This window comes from Aquabacterium parvum (assembly GCF_001447195.1).
Taxonomy (GTDB): domain Bacteria; phylum Pseudomonadota; class Gammaproteobacteria; order Burkholderiales; family Burkholderiaceae_C; genus Aquabacterium; species Aquabacterium parvum.
In genome coordinates this window covers 48,504-64,788 of record NZ_LFRI01000086.1, presented here as the reverse complement: position 1 = coordinate 64,788, position 16,285 = coordinate 48,504, and the positions used below count along the sequence as shown (strand labels likewise).

At 67.5% G+C, this 16,285-nt stretch carries 11 protein-coding genes; 2 read left to right on the top strand and 9 right to left on the bottom strand.

Features of this window, described 5'->3' with window-relative positions; genetic code table 11:
- Window positions 1-121: 121 nt before the first annotated feature.
- The 5 genes from ABG80_RS03145 to ABG80_RS03125 form a co-directional block, all read right to left on the bottom strand.
- Complete coding sequence (locus tag ABG80_RS03145) at window positions 122-1,549, bottom strand: condensation domain-containing protein (RefSeq protein WP_152987431.1); 1,428 nt, start codon at window positions 1,547-1,549, stop codon at window positions 122-124.
- Window positions 1,550-1,739: 190 nt separating this feature from the next.
- Window positions 1,740-2,798 carry a DNA polymerase III subunit delta gene (holA, locus tag ABG80_RS03140; protein WP_058086324.1) on the bottom strand — a complete coding sequence of 353 codons (1,059 nt, stop codon included), beginning with the start codon at window positions 2,796-2,798 and terminating at the stop codon, window positions 1,740-1,742.
- Between the two features lie 46 nt (window positions 2,799-2,844).
- The gene (locus ABG80_RS03135) at window positions 2,845-3,438 is read right to left on the bottom strand and encodes an LPS-assembly lipoprotein LptE (protein WP_152987430.1); all 594 of its coding nucleotides are present in this window, start codon (window positions 3,436-3,438) and stop codon (window positions 2,845-2,847) included.
- A 23-nt stretch (window positions 3,439-3,461) separates the two neighbouring features.
- A complete protein-coding gene (leuS, locus tag ABG80_RS03130) occupies window positions 3,462-6,185 on the bottom strand; it encodes a leucine--tRNA ligase (RefSeq protein WP_058086322.1) in 2,724 nt (907 codons plus the stop codon).
- 126 nt (window positions 6,186-6,311) lie between these two features.
- The gene (locus ABG80_RS03125; RefSeq protein WP_058086321.1) at window positions 6,312-9,137 is read right to left on the bottom strand and encodes a hypothetical protein; all 2,826 of its coding nucleotides are present in this window, start codon (window positions 9,135-9,137) and stop codon (window positions 6,312-6,314) included.
- Window positions 9,138-9,260: 123 nt separating this feature from the next.
- On the opposite strand from ABG80_RS03125, the gene ABG80_RS03120 reads away from it, so the two are divergent.
- Window positions 9,261-9,920 carry a DUF502 domain-containing protein gene (locus ABG80_RS03120; RefSeq protein WP_058086320.1) on the top strand — a complete coding sequence of 220 codons (660 nt, stop codon included), beginning with the start codon at window positions 9,261-9,263 and terminating at the stop codon, window positions 9,918-9,920.
- Here the strand turns inward: ABG80_RS03120 and gstA are convergent.
- From gstA to ABG80_RS03100, 4 genes are all read right to left on the bottom strand, one after another.
- Window positions 9,898-10,503, bottom strand: coding sequence for a glutathione transferase GstA (gene gstA / locus ABG80_RS03115; protein ID WP_058086319.1), 606 nt, complete (start codon window positions 10,501-10,503; stop codon window positions 9,898-9,900). The genes ABG80_RS03120 and gstA overlap by 23 nt on opposite strands.
- 53 nt (window positions 10,504-10,556) lie before the next feature.
- Complete coding sequence (locus ABG80_RS03110; RefSeq protein ID WP_058086318.1) at window positions 10,557-11,477, bottom strand: alpha/beta fold hydrolase; 921 nt, start codon at window positions 11,475-11,477, stop codon at window positions 10,557-10,559.
- 142 nt (window positions 11,478-11,619) lie between these two features.
- On the bottom strand, window positions 11,620-13,443 hold the full coding sequence (locus ABG80_RS03105) for a right-handed parallel beta-helix repeat-containing protein (RefSeq protein ID WP_058086317.1): 1,824 nt from the start codon (window positions 13,441-13,443) through the stop codon (window positions 11,620-11,622).
- A 132-nt stretch (window positions 13,444-13,575) separates the two neighbouring features.
- Window positions 13,576-14,358 carry a DeoR/GlpR family DNA-binding transcription regulator gene (locus ABG80_RS03100; protein ID WP_058086316.1) on the bottom strand — a complete coding sequence of 261 codons (783 nt, stop codon included), beginning with the start codon at window positions 14,356-14,358 and terminating at the stop codon, window positions 13,576-13,578.
- A gap of 229 nt (window positions 14,359-14,587) precedes the next feature.
- Here ABG80_RS03100 and glpD point away from each other — a divergent pair, with 229 nt between their 5' ends.
- Entirely contained in the window at window positions 14,588-16,276 is a 1,689-nt protein-coding gene (gene glpD, locus ABG80_RS03095; protein WP_407638727.1) for a glycerol-3-phosphate dehydrogenase, read from the top strand.
- Window positions 16,277-16,285 lie beyond the last annotated feature (9 nt).

Sequence of the window (16,285 nt, the reverse complement as noted above, 5' to 3'; positions counted from 1 at the left end):
GGGTTGGGAGGCGGGGTGTCGGGCGGGCGGGGCCATGGTGACCTTTGGTGAGGGTGTCGGTACTGCTGACTCCCTCTTGATCGGTCACGCCACGGGTTTCTTCAGGGTCGAACGTTTGTTTTCAGGCCGCCGCCACGATGTTTTGCGCTTTGTCGTGCGCCTTGTCACGATTGGTTTCAGCCGAGGGCGCGGTTTGCAGATCGCGCAATTCGCACAGTTGCCGATCGAGCTCGTTCAGGAAGCGGTCCACTGTGGCGGGCGAGATCTCGTCGTTCTGGTGGATGACGGTGAAGAACTGCTTGCCGTTCAGGCTGAGCGCGCCCAGCAGGAAGACGTTGCTGATGGTGGTCGGCCAGAGTTCGGACAGGCGCACGCTGCCGCCCTTGGGGTTGATGAACTCGGCGCTGCCCAGGTTGCTGAGGTGGCACGACAGCGCCGGCAGGCTGCGTTTGACCTTGCTCTGCACGATCAGGTGGCTGTAGAGCGTGCGGCCCACCCAGGGCACCATTTCCCAGAAGGTGAGCGGCAGGGCGAAGTCGCGGCGTTCGAAGCGCGCCATGGCCGCCTTCGATTGCGCTTCGAGCGAGGCGATCTGCTCGGCCAGCGTGGCTTGTTGGCGCGCCCGCACCGTGAACACGGAGACGAAGTTGCCGAACTCGGGGCCCTTGCCGTCGGGGAAGTAGCGGCGCAGGTCGACCGAGGTGCGCATGGCCGCCACCGATCGCGGGCCGCCCGGTCGGTCGGGGCCATCGCGGTGGCCCAGCGCCAGGAAGGTGTTGGCCACCATGGCCATCAGCAGGGTGTTGACGGTGGTGCCGTGCTGCTTGGCGAGCGCGCGCATGGCGTCGGCGGCCAAGGGCATCTCGTGGTAGCGCACGCTGACGGTGGTGTGGTGGCTGGAGCTGCCGTCTTCGAGCTGGATGACGCGTTCGTTGCGCGTGGCGGCTTTTTCGGCGCGGCTGTCACGCCACCAGCGGGCGATGCTGCCGGGCCATTGCCACCATTTTTGCGGGGTGACGGCCGGCATCATCGATGGGGAGTCGACCTTGCAGGGTGCGATGGGCTGGCCGTTGAGGCGCCCGAGGATGGCGCACAGCATCTGCACCATCGAGCGGCCGTCGCCGATGATGTGGTGCACCGAGAACATGATGGCCGGCTGCGTGGCGTGCGGCAGGAAGCGGCCGCGCCAGGGCAGGCCGCGCTCCAGCGAGATCGGCTCGTTGAGAAAGCGGGTGTGCCAGGCTTGGAGGGCCTCGCGCGAAGAGGGGTCGACGCCGAGCTCGATGCGGTAGCAGTCGTCGAAGAGCTGGTCGACGAAGCGGTCGTCGGGCAGGATGCGCAGCTTGTGCGTCCAGGCCGTGGGCACGACGATGCCGCGCATGCGCGGGAAGGCCGTGGTCAGCTCGCGCAGGGCCTGGCGAACCAGGGCCTCGTCGAGCGGCTGGTCGAATCGCAGGATGTAGGCCTGGTTGATCGGGCCGAGGTGTCCTTCACCGGCCCAGTACATGTGCTCGGAGCGGTTCAGGGGGATCAGGTTGGCGGTACTCACAACGGTGTCCCGGCGACGTTGGTTTTGCCGTGTCGCGTCAAACGATGGTCGCTTGACTGTAGCCAGCAGGGGCAAAAGGCGCTTGGGGGCTTTCCAGCGGAGGCGCTCCCCGGATCAGGGGGGGGCGGCGCGGCCGGGGGCCGGGCAGACGCGGCGCTGCGTCAATGGCCGCCGCCGAGGCGGGACGCTCTCAGGCGGGCGCCGCGACCTCGGCCAGCTGCAGTGCCAGGCGGCGCAGCGCCTCCCAGGCGTCCACCGGCCACTGCGGGTGGGGCAAGCCCTTGACGATGCCGTCGACGATGCTGGCGTGTGCCACCAGGCGCGCCAAGGGCGGCGTGCGCAGGCGGGGCAATGCGCGTTCATAGAGCCGCTCGCGCGGGCCCCAGACGCGCTGCTCGCGCAGCACCATGGGCAGCGGCTTGCCACCATCCAGGCCCAGGCGCGCGTGGTACAGGCCCTGGATCTCGCCGGCCAGGGTGTAGTGCACCAGCACGGCGGCCTCGCCTTCGGCTTGCAGGCCGTCGAGCATGCGCAGGGTGCGCGCCACGTTGCCCGAGAGCACGGCCTCGGTCAGCTTGAAGACCTCGAAGCGGGCCACATCGACCACGGCGGCGTCGATCTGCTCGAGCGTGAGCACGCCGGGCGGGTGCAGCAAGCCGAGCTTGACGATTTCCTGGTGGGCCGCCAGCAGGTTGCCTTCGACCCGGTCGGCGAAGAACGTCAGGGCGCGCTGGCCGGCTTCACCGGGCTCGACTTCCTGGCCCTGTGCCTTGAGCCGCTGCGCGATCCACAGCGGCAGTTGCTGGCGCTCGATGGGGTCGCAGCGCAGGGTGATGCCGGCGCCATCCAGCGCGGTGAACCACGCGCTGGACTGCTGGGTCTTGTCGAGCCGGGGCAGGGTGATCAGCGTGATGAGCGCGTCGTTGCCGGCGGCCTGCTCGATGTACTGCTGCAGGGCTTGCGAGCCTTCCTTGCCCGGCTTGCCGCCTGGGATGCGCAGCTCGATGAACTGGCGGTCGCCGAACAGCGACATCTCGCTGGCCGCGCCGATCAGGCTGGCCCAGTCGAAGGTGCCGGCATTGAGCACGGTGTGCACCTGGCGCTCGGTGTGGCCTTGGGTGCGTGCGGCGGTGCGGATGGCATCGCCGGCTTCCTGCGCCAGCAGGGCCTCGTCGCCATGCAGGGTGTAGACCGGCTTGAGCGGGCCCTTGGCGAGGTGGGTGGCGAGTTGGTCGAGGCGCAACTGCATGGTCGGGGATGCGGGGTGCGCGATCGGTGCGCGTCGGGGCCGGGCCTCAGCGCGCGGCGCCGCCGGTGGCCTTGTTGGCCTCGGGCGGTGTCGGCAACTGCTGAGGTTTGATGGCGGCCAGGCGGCGCATCACCTGGTTGACGATGTCGGTCTGCATGGCGCGGGTCAGGGCTTCGGACTCGTCCTGCTTGGCCAGGGCGTCGCGTTCGTTGTAGCTGAGGTCGCGCACCAGGGCCACGTCGGAGGCGGGCAGCAGCACGCTGCCGTCGCCACGCCGCACCTCGAAACGCAGGATGGAGCGTGCCGTCATGGTGCGAACCTGACCGAAGGCCGTTTTGGCCGAGACCAGGGAGTCTCGCGTGTCCTGCAGCGCCACGAACTCAACGTGGGTGACGGGCACCTTTGCGGCCGATGCGGCTTGCGTGGCCTGCAGGGTGCTTTCGACCACGGTCACGCCGCTGGCGTCGAGCGCGCGTGCCAGCTCGGTGGCCAGGGGCGACGTGCCGATGAAGCCACTGAGCTGGATGGAGCGAAAGGCCATGTCGTGCTGGCGACGCAGCTGAAAGCCACAGCCCCCGAGCGTGGCCAGGGGCAGCAGGGACGAAGCACCCAGCAGGGTCAGGAGTTGGCGGCGTTGCATGGGCATGACCTTAACACCCGCGATCAGACGACCAGGTTGACCAGGCGGCCCGGCACGATGACGACCTTCTTGGGCGCCTTGCCTTCGCTGAACTTGGCGAAGTCTTCGCTGGCCAGGGCCGCGGCTTCGATGGTGGCCTTGTCGGCCTGCGGGCTGACCTTGATCGAACCGCGCAGCTTGCCGTTGACCTGCAGCATCAGCTCGATTTCGTCCTGCACCAGGGCCGAGGGGTCGACCTTGGGCCAGGGCGCATCGAGCAGGTCGCCGAGCTTGCTGGCATAACCCAGCTCGCTCCACAGCGTGTGCGCCAGGTGAGGCGTGGCCGGGTAGAGGGCGCGCAGCAGGATGCCGAAGCCTTCGATCAGGGCGATCTGGCCGTCTGCGGTGTCGGTGGCCTTGAAGCCTTCGAGCGCGTTGAGCAGCTTCATGGCGCCGGAGACCACGGTGTTGTACTGCATGCGCTGGTAGTCGTAGTCCACCTGCTTGAGCACGGTGTGCACTTCCAGGCGCAGGGCCTTGGCGTCCTTGCAGAAGGCGACGTCGGCCAGCGAGGTGGCGCCTTGCGTGGCAGCGGCCGTGTCGGCCTTGGGCAGGGCTTGCAGCTTCATGCCGAAGTTCCACACCCGGCGCAGGAAGCGGTAGCTGCCTTCCACGGCGGCGTCGTTCCACTCCAGCGTCAGCTCAGGCGGGGCGGTGAACATGGTGTACAGGCGGGCCGTGTCGGCGCCGTACTTCTCGATCAGCTCTTGCGGGTCGATGCCGTTGTTCTTCGACTTCGACATGGTGCCCACGCCTTCGTAGTCGATGGCGGTGCCCACCGGCAACTGGCCGTCAGCGCTGTCGACGGCGTTGATCAGCTTGGCGCCGATGACCTTGCCGGCCTCGTCCATCACGTGCTCGACGTCATGCGGCCAGAAGTACTCCTTGCCACCCTTGGCCGTGCGACGGCTGTAGATGTGGTTGAGCACCATGCCTTGCGTCAGCAGCTTCTTGAACGGCTCGTCGACCTTGACCAGGCCGAGGTCGCGCATGACCTTGGTCCAGAAGCGCGCATACAGCAGGTGCAGGATGGCGTGTTCGATGCCACCGATGTACTGGTCCATGCCGCCGTTGGCCATCCAGTAGTTGGTGCGCTCGTCGACCATCGCGCCGTGGTTGTCGGCGCAGGTGTAGCGCAGGAAGTACCAGCTCGAGTCCACGAAGGTGTCCATCGTGTCGGTTTCGCGCTGGGCGGGCTTGCCGCACTTGGGGCAACCCACGTTGAGGAAGTCGGGGCGCGACTTCAGCGGGTTGCCGCTGCCGTCCGGCACCACGTCTTCGGGCAGGCGCACGGGCAGGTCTTTTTCGGGCACCGGCACCGGGCCGCAATCGGCGCAGTGGATGATGGGGATGGGCGTGCCCCAGTAGCGCTGGCGGCTGATGCCCCAGTCGCGCAGGCGCCAGGTGGTTTTCTTCTCGCCCACGCCCTTGCCGATGAGGATCTCGGCGACCTTGTTGACGGCGTCCTTGTGGCCCAGGCCGTTGAGAGCGTCGCTGTTGATGCACTGGCCCTTTTGCTTGTCGCCGTACCACTCGGCCCAGGCGTCGGTGCTGAACGTTTCGCCTTCGACGGCGATGACTTGCTTGATGGCAATGCCGTACTTTTTGGCGAACGCGAAGTCGCGCTCGTCGTGCGCGGGCACGCCCATCACGGCGCCGTCGCCATAGGACATCAGCACGTAGTTGCCGACCCAGACTTCCACCTTCTCACCGGTGATCGGGTGGTTGACGAACAGGCCGGTGGCCATGCCCTTCTTTTCTTGCGTGGCGAGTTCGGCCTCGGTGGTGCCGCCGGTCTTGCATTCGTCGATGAAGGCCTTGAGCGCAGGGTTCGCGCTTGCGGCGTGCGCGGCCAGTGGGTGCTCAGGCGCCACGGCGCAGAAGGTCACGCCCATGATCGTGTCGGCGCGGGTGGTGAAGACCCACATCTGGCCGTTGTTGATCAGGCTGCCATCGGCCCCTTGGATGTCGTGCGAGAACGCAAAGCGCACGCCTTCGCTCTTGCCGATCCAGTTCTCCTGCATCAGGCGCACGCGCTCGGGCCAGCCGGACAGGTAGTTCTTGTCCTCGGGGTTGGCGACGGCGCCCAGCAGCTCGTCGGCGTACTTCGTGATGTTCAGGTAGTAGCCGGGGATCTCGCGCTTTTCAACCAGCGCGCCCGAGCGCCAGCCGCGGCCGTCGATCACCTGCTCGTTGGCCAGCACGGTCTGGTCGACCGGGTCCCAGTTGACGGTTTGCGTGCGGCGCTCGCAGATGCCGGCTTCCAGCATCTTGATGAACAGCCACTGGTTCCACTTGTAGTACTCGGGCTGGCAGGTGGCGATCTCGCGCGACCAGTCGATCGCCAGACCCATCGCCTTCATCTGCTTCTTCATGTAGGCGATGTTGTCGTAGGTCCAGGCGGCGGGCGGCACCTTGTTCTTGAGCGCCGCGTTCTCGGCTGGCAGGCCGAAGGCGTCCCAGCCCATGGGCATCAGCACGTTGTGACCGTTCATGCGCAGGTAGCGCGTGAGCATGTCGTTGATCGTGTAGTTGCGCACGTGGCCCATGTGCAGCTTGCCCGAGGGGTAGGGCAGCATCGAGCAGGCGTAGAAGGCCGGCTTGTCCGTCGACTCGGTGACGCGGTAGGCGTCGGCGTCCGACCAGTGCTGTTGGGCACGGGCTTCGACGGCGCGCGGGTCGTAGGTCTGGGTTTCGTTGGTGCTCATGGTCGGACGGGACGACGGGGATCGGGCGGGGACGGGCCACCGCAAGACGAAAACAGGCCGACCCGGGGGGCGTCGGCCTGCGCAGAGGGGATCCCGAGATTATAGAAAGCCGGTGCGATGGCGGCTTCAGTCCCTGCCAGCCCGCTGGTATCGGGCTCGGCCCGCGTCGTCTTCGACGCTGACCAGCGCGCCCTGATCCAGGCGCCAACGCGTGGTGCGGCTGGGGGGCGTCATGGCGGCGTGGTCGACCTCGACCTCGATGCGGTTGGGCAGGTGGCCTTGGGCGTCGGGCGCCAGGGGCATCAGCGTCCAGCGGAGTCCGTCCTCCAGGGCCACGGCCATGGCCAGGCCTTCGAGCTGACCCAAAGCAGGCGGGCCATCGAAGTTGGTCCAGCCTTCTTCGTCCCGGGGGCGCAGCTTGCCGATGTGGCTGATCTGGCTGCCCACGGGCATGACCACGAAGCCCTGCATCAGCCGACCGCCCGAGGAAGCGCGAACGTCCACGCCTTTGACGCCGGCCTCGTACCAGGCCTTGAGGATGCGCATGGGTGCGGTGGGCAAGGCGTCTTCGCTCTGGAACACGACTTCTTTGCCCTCGACGTGCCAGCGTCCGGTCACGAACTGGTCAACGGCGCCGTAGCTGGTGGCCAGGCTGTAGCGGCCATCGGCGCGCAGGCGCAACTCCGAGCCGACCTCGCGCACGCCGCTGAGGTAGTACGCGCCGGGCAGCTTGGCCGCCAGGGCTTTTTCGGCCGCCGTGGGGGCTTTGGCGGGCTTTGGGGTGCAGGGCGGGGCGGGCAGGTCGGCAAAGCCGGCCAGGGGGCGCCACGTGACGGGTTGGTCGCAGCCCAGGTGCCAGGTCAGGGTCTTGCCGTCAGGCAGGCGCGTGTCGCCCGACAGGCCGTGTGCGCGCATCAGGCCCAGGGCCTGCGGGTTGCGGGCGTCCAGGGCGATCTGGGCCAGCGCACCCAGCGTGCCGGGGCTGGGCGGCTGTGCATGCAAGGCCAGCGACAGCACGTCCGGGCGGTGCTGGGTGATGGGCTCTTGGAGCAAGGACCGAGGCACATTGCGCTGCGTTGGGTCGCTCTGCCACAGGCGTTGCAGCAGGGCCGTGGCGCGCTGGTGGCGGGTGCCCATGAGTGGGCGGCTTTCCGGTGCGACCCAGGCCTGCAGCAGGCGGTGGCTCAGGGGGCCGGCCTGGCCGCATGGGCCGGTCTGCAGGCCCAGGTCGAGCAGCCGGTCGGCGAAAGGCGGCGCCTCGCGGACCAGCCGGATCAGGCTGTCGTAGTCGCGAGGACAGCTCTGAGACAGCGATTGCCCGCTGAGCTGCGACACCCGCTCGATCAACCCGAGTTGTCCGGTGGCCATGGCATCGGCCAGGGCCTGGGGCGGCCAGGGGGCTTTCGCGGCGTGCAAGGCCTCGATGGCACCCATGTCGCCAGCGCGGATGGCCCAATGCAACATGGCCGGTGGCAGCTCCGCCCCGCTCACGCCGGCTTTCAACAGGGCCTCGATCAGGGGGCGTTGGCTGGCTTGGCCGGCTTTGGGGGATTCGAGCGCCTGGCGCAGCAGCTGGGGTGCTTCTTCGCGCAAGGCTTTGATCGTGGCTTCGCTGGGTTGGCTCAGCAGGGCCGGCAGCAGCTCGGGTGCTTGTTCGATCACCCAGGTCAGGGGCGAGCCATCGGAGTGGTAGGAGCGGTATTCGACGGGGTTGGCGCCGCGCTGAATCAGCAGTCGCACCAGGGCCTCGCTGCGGATTTGAATCGCCGCTTTGAGCCCGTCGCCCGTGGGGGCGCCCCAGTCCAGCAACTGGGTGGTCAGAGCGATGTCGCCCCGGCGGATGGCGGACTCCAATGCGGTCATCGGGCCCTCGTGGTCGATCTGGACGTATTGGCCCAACCGGGGCGCGCCCTGAGGGCCCTCCTGGGCCCAGGGCATGTCCGCTCTCAGCAAGCTCTTGGCGAGCAGTGTGTGCCCACCTTGCAGCGCCGCCAGGGCGGCGTCCAGTTGCAGATCGAAAGGCGGGTTCTTGTTGGGTTGGTAGGCAGCCGGCCGTTGTTTGGGCAGGTGCTTGAAGAGCGTTTTCAGGGCTTGGTCGTCACCCAGGTAGGCCGCGGCGGCGGTGGGCAAGGCGCTTTGGCCGGTGTCCGCCAGATCGTCTGCTGTGGGGGCATGTTCGGCCAGCAACCGCGTCAGCCAGGCATCGCCTGCCACCAGGCTGACCAGATCGGTCCAGTTCACGTTGTCAGGCTGGGGGCTGCCGGCCTTGAGCAGGCTGGCCACGACGCGGGCGCGTTCTTCTCGGGTCAGCAGCTCGGGCAGGCCCCGCAGGCGCAGGAAGAACTCGTGGTCGAGCAGGAATTCGAGCGGCGTGAGGTGGCGGTCCTGGTTGGCTTGCCGCGGGTTGGCGCCATGTTGCAGCAGGGCTTCGACCATGTCGGGCGAGCCGAACACGACCGCCAGTTGCAAGGCGGGGACGCGACTTTGGTAGGTGATGAGGTTGGGGCGTGCGCCCTGAGCCAGCGCAGCTTGCAGCATGCGCTGTCGGGCTGCCAGGGTGGCGCGGTGAGCCTCGAACAGGCGCTCTCGCTCTGGCGCGCGGGTCCAGCCCCAGTTCCTGTCCGTTGTCTTGAGGTCCGGGTCGGGGCGGACGATGGCCGAGAGCAGGGGCTCGCCCCCCATCGTCACGTCGCTGATGTCGCCTGATGCCGGCAGCAGGCGCAAGAAGGCGTCGGCATCGGCTTGGTGGGCTGCCTTGAACAAGGCTTGCTGCGTGGGCGTGACCGCTTCGCGGGTTTGGTCGAAGGACGAATGGCAGCCGCAGTCGGCGGCCGTCGTCGAGGTGGGTGCTGTGGCCTGGGCTGCGGGTTGGAGGCAGCACATCAGCGCCAGCACCCAGGCTGACGCGCGCCCGGCCTGTCGGCGGGCATCCCTGTTGATTTTATTGTTCATGTGGCTCGGGCGTTCTGGCGCCCAGGTCTGGATCGAGTCCGGAGTGTGCCGCAGCTCACGGAGGTGTTTGGGCTCACCCCCATAATCGCGCGGCCCGCGTCCCCTGATCGGCGCAGGCCCCACATGACCCGAGCCGCTGCTTCACGACACTTCACCCGCACCTTCCTGGCTGGCCTGCTGGCCGCGCTGCCTTTGATCGCCACGGTGCTGGTGTTCACCTGGCTGGCGCAGCTGGTTTACGGTTGGTTGGGCCCGCAGAGCCTGATTGGCGGGGTGTTCGTGCAACTGGGCCTGGGCCTGTCCGAGTCCGAATGGGCCGGCTATGGCCTGGGCATCCTGATCATCGTGGCTTTCATCTACGCCCTGGGCTTGTTGGTCGAGGCGCAGCTGCAGGCCGGTCTGGCGCGCATCCTGAACCTGGTGCTCAGCCGCATCCCGCTGGTGCGCAACGTCTACGACCTCATCAACCGCTTCGTCGACATGCTGGGGCAGCGCGACGAAGAAGGCCTCAAGTCGATGAGCGCGGTCTGGGTCACGTTCGGTGGGCCGGGTGGCGTGAAGGTGCTGGCGCTGCTGTCAACGCCCGAGCCGGTGATGCTCGATGGGCAGGCCTACGTGGCCGTGATCGTGCCGACCGCACCGGTGCCGGTTGGCGGCGGCTTGCTCTACGTGCCGCAAGCCTCGGTGGTGCCGGCCGATGTGGGCATGGAGGCGGTCACCAGCATCTATGTGTCGATGGGGGTGACCTCGGCTCAGCACCTCAGATCAGGCCTTCGGCCTTGAGCGCACGCTGAACGGCAGGGCGAGCGCCCACGCGGGCCTGGTAAGCCGTCACGTTGGGCCAGGGTGCCAGGTCCAGCTTGATCATGCGCGCCCAGCCCAGCACCGTGAACAGGTAAGCGTCGGCCACGGTGAAGTCTTCGCCCATCAGGTGCGCACGGCCTTCGAGTTGCTCGTTGACGTAGCCCAGGCGACGCTCGATGTTGGCGCGCGAGATGGCCTTCATCTCGTCCGTCGCGGCCGGGTTGAAGAAGGGCGAGAAGTTCTTGTGCAGCTCGGTGCCGATGAAGGTCAACCAGCTTTGCAACTGGTAGCGCGCCAGGCTGCCGTTGGGCGGGGCCAGCTTGAGTTCGGGCTTGAGGTCGGCCAGGTACTGCACGATGGCCGGGCCTTCGGTGAGCAGCTCGCCGCCGGGCAGCTGCAAAGCCGGCACGTAGCCCTTGGGGTTGATGGTCAGGAAGTTGGCGCCACTGGCCGTGACCTTGGTCTTGAGGTTGACGGCTTCGGTCTCGTGGGCGACGCCGATTTCTTCGAGCACGATGTGCGGCGAGAGCGAACAGACGCCGGGGGTCAGGTAGAGCTTCATGGAGCGGGTCCTGGTGGGTTCTGAAAATGACCGACGCATTCTGCGCCGCTTGCTCAAGCCCCGGCGGCGCGCAAGGGTTTGGCCAATGTGTCAGGGAGTTGGTCGATGAAAGCCAGCACCGCATCGGCGAACAATTTCGGCTCTTGAACCGTGATCCAGTGGCCGGCGTCGATTTCCTGGCGCACATAACCTGGGGCCCAGCGGTGCAGGTTCTCGCTCAAAGCTGGGCTGACGAAGTGGTCGCGCAGCGGCACGATCACCTGCACCGGGGCGTGCGCGATGCGCTCGCGCGGGTGGATCAGGCAGGGGAACACGTTGGCGCGGTAGAGGTTGACGCCGTTCGCGCCGTCGTCGGCCTGGGTGGGCCGGGGCTGGATCTGAACGCCTTCGAGCCAGCGCATCAGGCGTGGCCAGTTGGGGCCGGTGAGGTGGCGCCACATGAGTTCGGGCACGGCAGGCAGGTGAAACAGGTACACGTACCAGGACTTGAGCAGCTGCACCGTCAGGCGAAACAGGTGCGTGGGCGTGGGTTTGCCCAGTTGTTCGCGCATCCAGTGCCCCATGTGGTCCAGGCAGGGGCCGGAGCACGAGGTGTAGGACGCGATGCGGCCTTTCAGCAGGGGCTCGGAGACGAACTCCCAGCTCTGGACCGAGCCCCAGTCGTGCGCCACCAGGTGCACGGGCTGCGTGGGGCTGAAGGCGTTGATGACGGCGGTGAAGTCGGCCGTCAGGCGAGCGAGCTTGTAGTCCTGTTGGCGCGTCGGGCGGAACGAGGCGCCTGCACCGCGCACGTCGTAGGCGATGACCTGGTAGCGCTTGGACAGGTGCAACGCGACCTCGTCCCACTTGTGGCGGTTGTCGGGATATCCGTGCACCAGCACGACAAGGGGACGCGAGCGATCGCCCCAGCGCTGAACGGCGAGCTGCCCATCAGGGCCCTGGACGAAGAAATGCTCGGTGGGGATGGGGCTCATGCGTGGGGCTTCCGAAACGGCTGGGCAACCCCGCATGCTAACGACCTGTCGGCCGATCCGTGGCAGTTTTCGCGACAGCGTGGGCAACGCAGGCGACAACCGGGGGCAGGGATGCCCCGGCTGTCGGCAGGCGTTGCACGCCTTACTTGCAATGCTGATTGATCAGGTTCAGCAGGTTGCTGCGGGTGGTCGCGATGTTGCTGGTCGTGCCCGCCTGACTCAACGTGGGGGTCTTGCTGGGGTCGGTCCAGTCGGACACCGTGGGGGGCAGCGTCGCAGCGATCTGCATGACCGAGCCCACCGTGTCGTGTCCGGCCACACTCTGATTGGGCGAAGACTTGAGCGCGCGCCATGAAGACCAGTTGAAGACGTTGTTGGGCCAGCCCAGCAGAGGGTCGGGGGTCCAGTCCTGCAGCCAGAAGTGCAATGAGCCCGCGCTGGCTGCCCGACCGCAATAGCGGTTGTTCGACAGCGTGGTCGAGGGCGTCACCCACACGGGTTTGCGGTTGCCGCTGGCCTCGTCGTGCCAGGCGAAAACGTTGCCGGTCACCTGGATGCCCGTGTTCAGGTGGGCGGGGTCCACGGCAGACTGCGCGGTCATGAACACCCCATCGCCGCCGTTGCCCGCGAACTGGTTGTTGGTGATCCTGGTGCCGGGGCTGCCGCGCAGCTGAACGCCCTGGTTGCGGTTGCCAAAGACGACGTTGTTGTTGATCAAGCCGCGGTCCGAGTTCTCCAGGTAGATGCCGATGAGGTTGAAGGCCACCACGTTGTTTTGGATCAGGTTGTCGTGGTTGAGCGTGTCCAGCCAGATGCCGTGTCCTGCGTTGGCAGCGACGACGTTGCCCGAGATCTCGGAGCCGGTCAGGGCCTTGCCTCCGATGAACTTGGTCGGCCCGGCCTCCCAGTTGGGGTTGAAGCCGCGCGTGTTGTTGCCGGTGAAGGTGTTGCCCGTGATCTTGAGCTTGTTGCCGTTGGCAAACAGGCCGACCTGGCCACAGCGTTTGAAGCTCGAGGCCGTGACCACGCTGTTGTCGCCGGAGATCACGGCGCAGCCTGAGTCGGCGTCGCGGATGTCGACGCGGTCCAGGGTGTTGCCGCTGCCAGTGAACTGCACGGCGCCGCCGCGCCAGAAGGTCGAGGTGTTGCTGCGCTCGAAGACGAGGTTCTGCAGCACCACGTTGTGCACCTTGGTGCCTTGTGCGATGAACTGCATCACGCTGACTTCCAGCGTTTCACTGGCGCCCAGTGCGGTGGCCAGTTTCACGTAGAGCTCGTTGTTGGCGCGGTCGAACCAAAACTGGTTGTTGCTCAGCTTGTCGGTGCCCTGGAACGCTCGGTGTCCCGGCCACAGGCCTTCGGGGTTGCCAACCAGGCCGGCTTGAAGGTCGGGGTCGATGGTGCTGGTGTCCACACTCGGGTGGTAACCGCCGAACACCTGTCCGCCCACTTGCTGCAGCGAGCGCTGACCATCGGGCAAGGTGTCGCGAAAGACCTGCTGAGGCTCCAGCGTCTTGGTGGCGCCCCACTGGCGCACCAGCCAGCTGCGTTTGTAGAGGTAGCCGCCGGTGCTGCTGACCAGCTGCCAGTTGCCGACTTTCAAGCTGCCTCGGATGATGGGCTTGGTGCTGCCTGCGGCTTTGATGGTGGTGACGGCCTGGCCCGCGCCCGGATTGGCGCTGAGGCGGTCGAAGTTCATCACGTCCTGGCCCACCACGTCGGTCAACGCACCGTCGATCGTGGCGTGGTAAGGCTTGTCGCTGTTGCCGGTGATGATCACCGTGTCGCCCGCGACTGTCTTGCTCAGTGCGTCCCCCAGGTGCTTGTAGGGCTTGAACAAACCGCCACAGTCGGTGGCAGGCAAGAGGCAGCTGCCTTTGTTGTTGACGTAGATGTTCTTGGCCTGTGCCGACGTCATCGCCAGGATGGCGAGCGCCAGTGCGACACCGGTGGTGCGTGCATGCATGGGGTCCCTTTTTGCTAGCTTGATGCCTGCAGTGTCCGCATTCCCCTTGCCGCGTCGATGAGGGAAGTCACGAGTTCGGCAACCACAGGGCAAGCTCGCGACGCAAGATGCCCCGACCAATCGGTCGGTGGTTCAGGGCGCGATGGTCAGCGCGATGTCCCATTCCTGCATCAGCTTGGGGAAAGGCGCGGGAGGCAGCGCCTGCGTGAACACGCGGCGCGCATCGCGCAGCTGGCCGACCTGGGCCAGGCCGGCCTGGCCGAACTTGCTGGCGTCGGCGACGATCCAGCTCTCGCGTGACTGACTGACCATGGTCTGGTAGACCGCCTGCTCGCGCAGGTCGCGGTCGCGCAGGCTGCCGTCGGGGTCGATCCCCAGTGTGCCCACGATGGCGATGTCGACCTTGAACTGCTGCAGGTACTCCACCGTGGCGTCGCCTTCCATGGCGCTGTCGCGGGTGCGCAGCATGCCGCCGGCCACGTGAACCTTGCACTGCGGGTGCTCGCTGAGCAGGCTGGCGACGTGCAGGTTGTGCGTCACCACCGTCAGGCCGGGCTTTTTCAATAGCTCGCGCGCCACCGCCTCGATGGTGGTGCCGATGCCCATCATCAGCGTGGCGCCATCGGGCACGGCGGCGGCCACCGAGCGGGCGATGCGCGCCTTGGCATCGGCGAACAGGGCCTGGCGCTCCTTCCAGGCGGCCACAGCCGGCGCTTCGCGTGGCAGGCTGACACCACCATGAAAGCGCGTGAGCAAGCCGGCCTCGGACAGGCGCTGCACGTCGCGGCGCACGGTTTGCATGGTCACGTCCAGGCGCTGGGCCAGGCGCTCGACCGACACCGACCCGCGCGCCTTGACTTCGTCGAGCAGGGCTTGCTGGCGGGGGTTGGGGCTCCAGGTCGGGGAGGATGGCATGGCGGCGATGAGGAGGATGGACGGGTGAAGGTGCGACGCGAAAAGCGTTTTGCGCGCAGCCTATCCGAAAAGATAGCAACAGAAAAGCAAGGAAAGCGCGCGTGGCATGCGCGCCTCCCCAAGTAAATCCGGGCATGCCGTGGCGAGGCCTTCGGCACAATCGGGGCACAGATGCGCCACAGCATCGGAAATGGCCTGCCCAGCCCGGGCCATCCACAGAGGAGACCGCTTGAGCACGACCGCCGAACGCGCCGACCCGAACACCGAGGCGAGCCCGGGCGACCCCGCTTTGCGCCCCGCAGATCACCTGTGCGATGTGCTCGTGGTGGGTGGCGGCATCAACGGCGTCGGCATCGCGCGCGACCTGTCGGGCCGAGGCTGGCGCGTGGTGCTGTGCGAGCAGGACGACCTGGCCAGCCACACCTCGTCGGCCTCGACCAAGCTCATCCATGGCGGCCTGCGCTACCTGGAGCACCGCGAATTCGGCCTGGTGCGCAAGGCCCTGCAAGAGCGCGAGGTGCTGCTGCGCAGCGCGCCGCACATCATGTGGCCGATGCGCTTTGTGTTGCCGCACGATGCGAGCATGCGACCGGCCTGGCTGGTGCGCCTGGGGTTGTACCTCTACGACCACCTGGCGGGCCGCGATTTCCTGCCCGGCACCGAGTCATTGAACCTGCGCGAGAGCCCGCTGGGCGAGGGCCTGCAGCCGAGCTGGCAGCAGGCCTTCGTCTACTCCGACGGCTGGGTGGACGACGCCAGGCTGGTGGCCCTGTGCGCGCTCGACGCCGCCGAACGTGGCGCGCAGGTGCTCACCCGCACGCGCTGCACCAGCTTGCGCCCCGATGGCGCCGGCTGGCGCGCAGAACTCAGCCGCCGTGACGCGCTGACAGGCCAGGAAACGCGCCGCCTGGTGGTGCAGGCCCGCGCCGTGGTCAACGCCGCAGGCCCCTGGGCCGAGCAGGTGCTGCGCGACCTCATGCAGGTGCCCCCGCCCTCCAGTGGGCGCGGCCGCCACGCCGGCCCGCACGGTGCGCTGCGCCTGGTCAAGGGCAGCCACATCGTCGTGCCCCGGCTTTTCCAGCACGACCACGCCTACATCTTCCAGGGCCGGGACGGGCGCATCATCTTCGCCATCCCGTACGAGCGCCAGTTCACCCTGGTGGGCACCACCGACGTCGAGTTCAAGGGCGACCCGGCCCACGTGGACATCGAAGGCTCGGAGATCGACTACCTCTGCGGTGAACTGGGCCGCTACCTGCGCCGCCCGATCACGCACCAGGACGTGGTGTGGTCCTACGCGGGCGTGCGGCCGCTGCTCGACGATGCGCGGGGATCGGCCTCGGCCGTCACGCGAGACTACCTGCTGCAAAGCCAGGTGCGGCCCGCGCCCTGGCTCACCGTCTGGGGTGGCAAGCTGACCACCTTCCGCAAGCTGTCCGAGCAGGCGGCCGATCAGGTCGGGGCGATGCTGGGCGAGGTGCGCCGGCCCTGGACGGAGTCCGCCTTCCTGCCGGGTGGCGACCTGTCGGAGCTGGTCGATGAGCTGAGCCACCCAGAGGCCGACATGGCGGCTTTTCAGCACCGCCTGCGCCAGCGCCACCCCTGGATCGACCTGCCTTTGCTGCGCCGCTGGACCCGCGCGTACGGCGGGCGCGTGCTGCGTTTGCTCGATGGCGTTTCCTCGCGTGGCGACCTGGGCGCCGAGGTCGCACCTGACCTGCACGAGGCAGAGCTGTTCTTTCTCAAACGAAATGAGTGGGCACTCACTTGCGATGATGTGCTGTGGCGACGCAGCAAGCTGGGTTTGCACTGCACGCCCGAGCAGCGCGAGGCGGTGGCCGTGTGGCTGGCCGCTCAGGCGCGCGGCGCGGCCAGCGGCTTCCACTGCAGCGACCTGAGCCGGCAGTTGAGCGCTTGAGCGCCTGAG

Coding starts and splice junctions, on each gene's coding strand:
- holA (WP_058086324.1), bottom strand. CDS start 2,798: ATGCAGTTGCGCCTCGACCAACTCGCCACCCACCTCGCCAAGGGCCCG.
- ABG80_RS03135 (WP_152987430.1), bottom strand. CDS start 3,438: ATGCAACGCCGCCAACTCCTGACCCTGCTGGGTGCTTCGTCCCTGCTG.
- leuS (WP_058086322.1), bottom strand. CDS start 6,185: ATGAGCACCAACGAAACCCAGACCTACGACCCGCGCGCCGTCGAAGCC.
- ABG80_RS03125 (WP_058086321.1), bottom strand. CDS start 9,137: ATGAACAATAAAATCAACAGGGATGCCCGCCGACAGGCCGGGCGCGCG.
- ABG80_RS03120 (WP_058086320.1), top strand. CDS start 9,261: ATGACCCGAGCCGCTGCTTCACGACACTTCACCCGCACCTTCCTGGCT.
- gstA (WP_058086319.1), bottom strand. CDS start 10,503: ATGAAGCTCTACCTGACCCCCGGCGTCTGTTCGCTCTCGCCGCACATC.
- ABG80_RS03110 (WP_058086318.1), bottom strand. CDS start 11,477: ATGAGCCCCATCCCCACCGAGCATTTCTTCGTCCAGGGCCCTGATGGG.
- ABG80_RS03105 (WP_058086317.1), bottom strand. CDS start 13,443: ATGCATGCACGCACCACCGGTGTCGCACTGGCGCTCGCCATCCTGGCG.
- ABG80_RS03100 (WP_058086316.1), bottom strand. CDS start 14,358: ATGCCATCCTCCCCGACCTGGAGCCCCAACCCCCGCCAGCAAGCCCTG.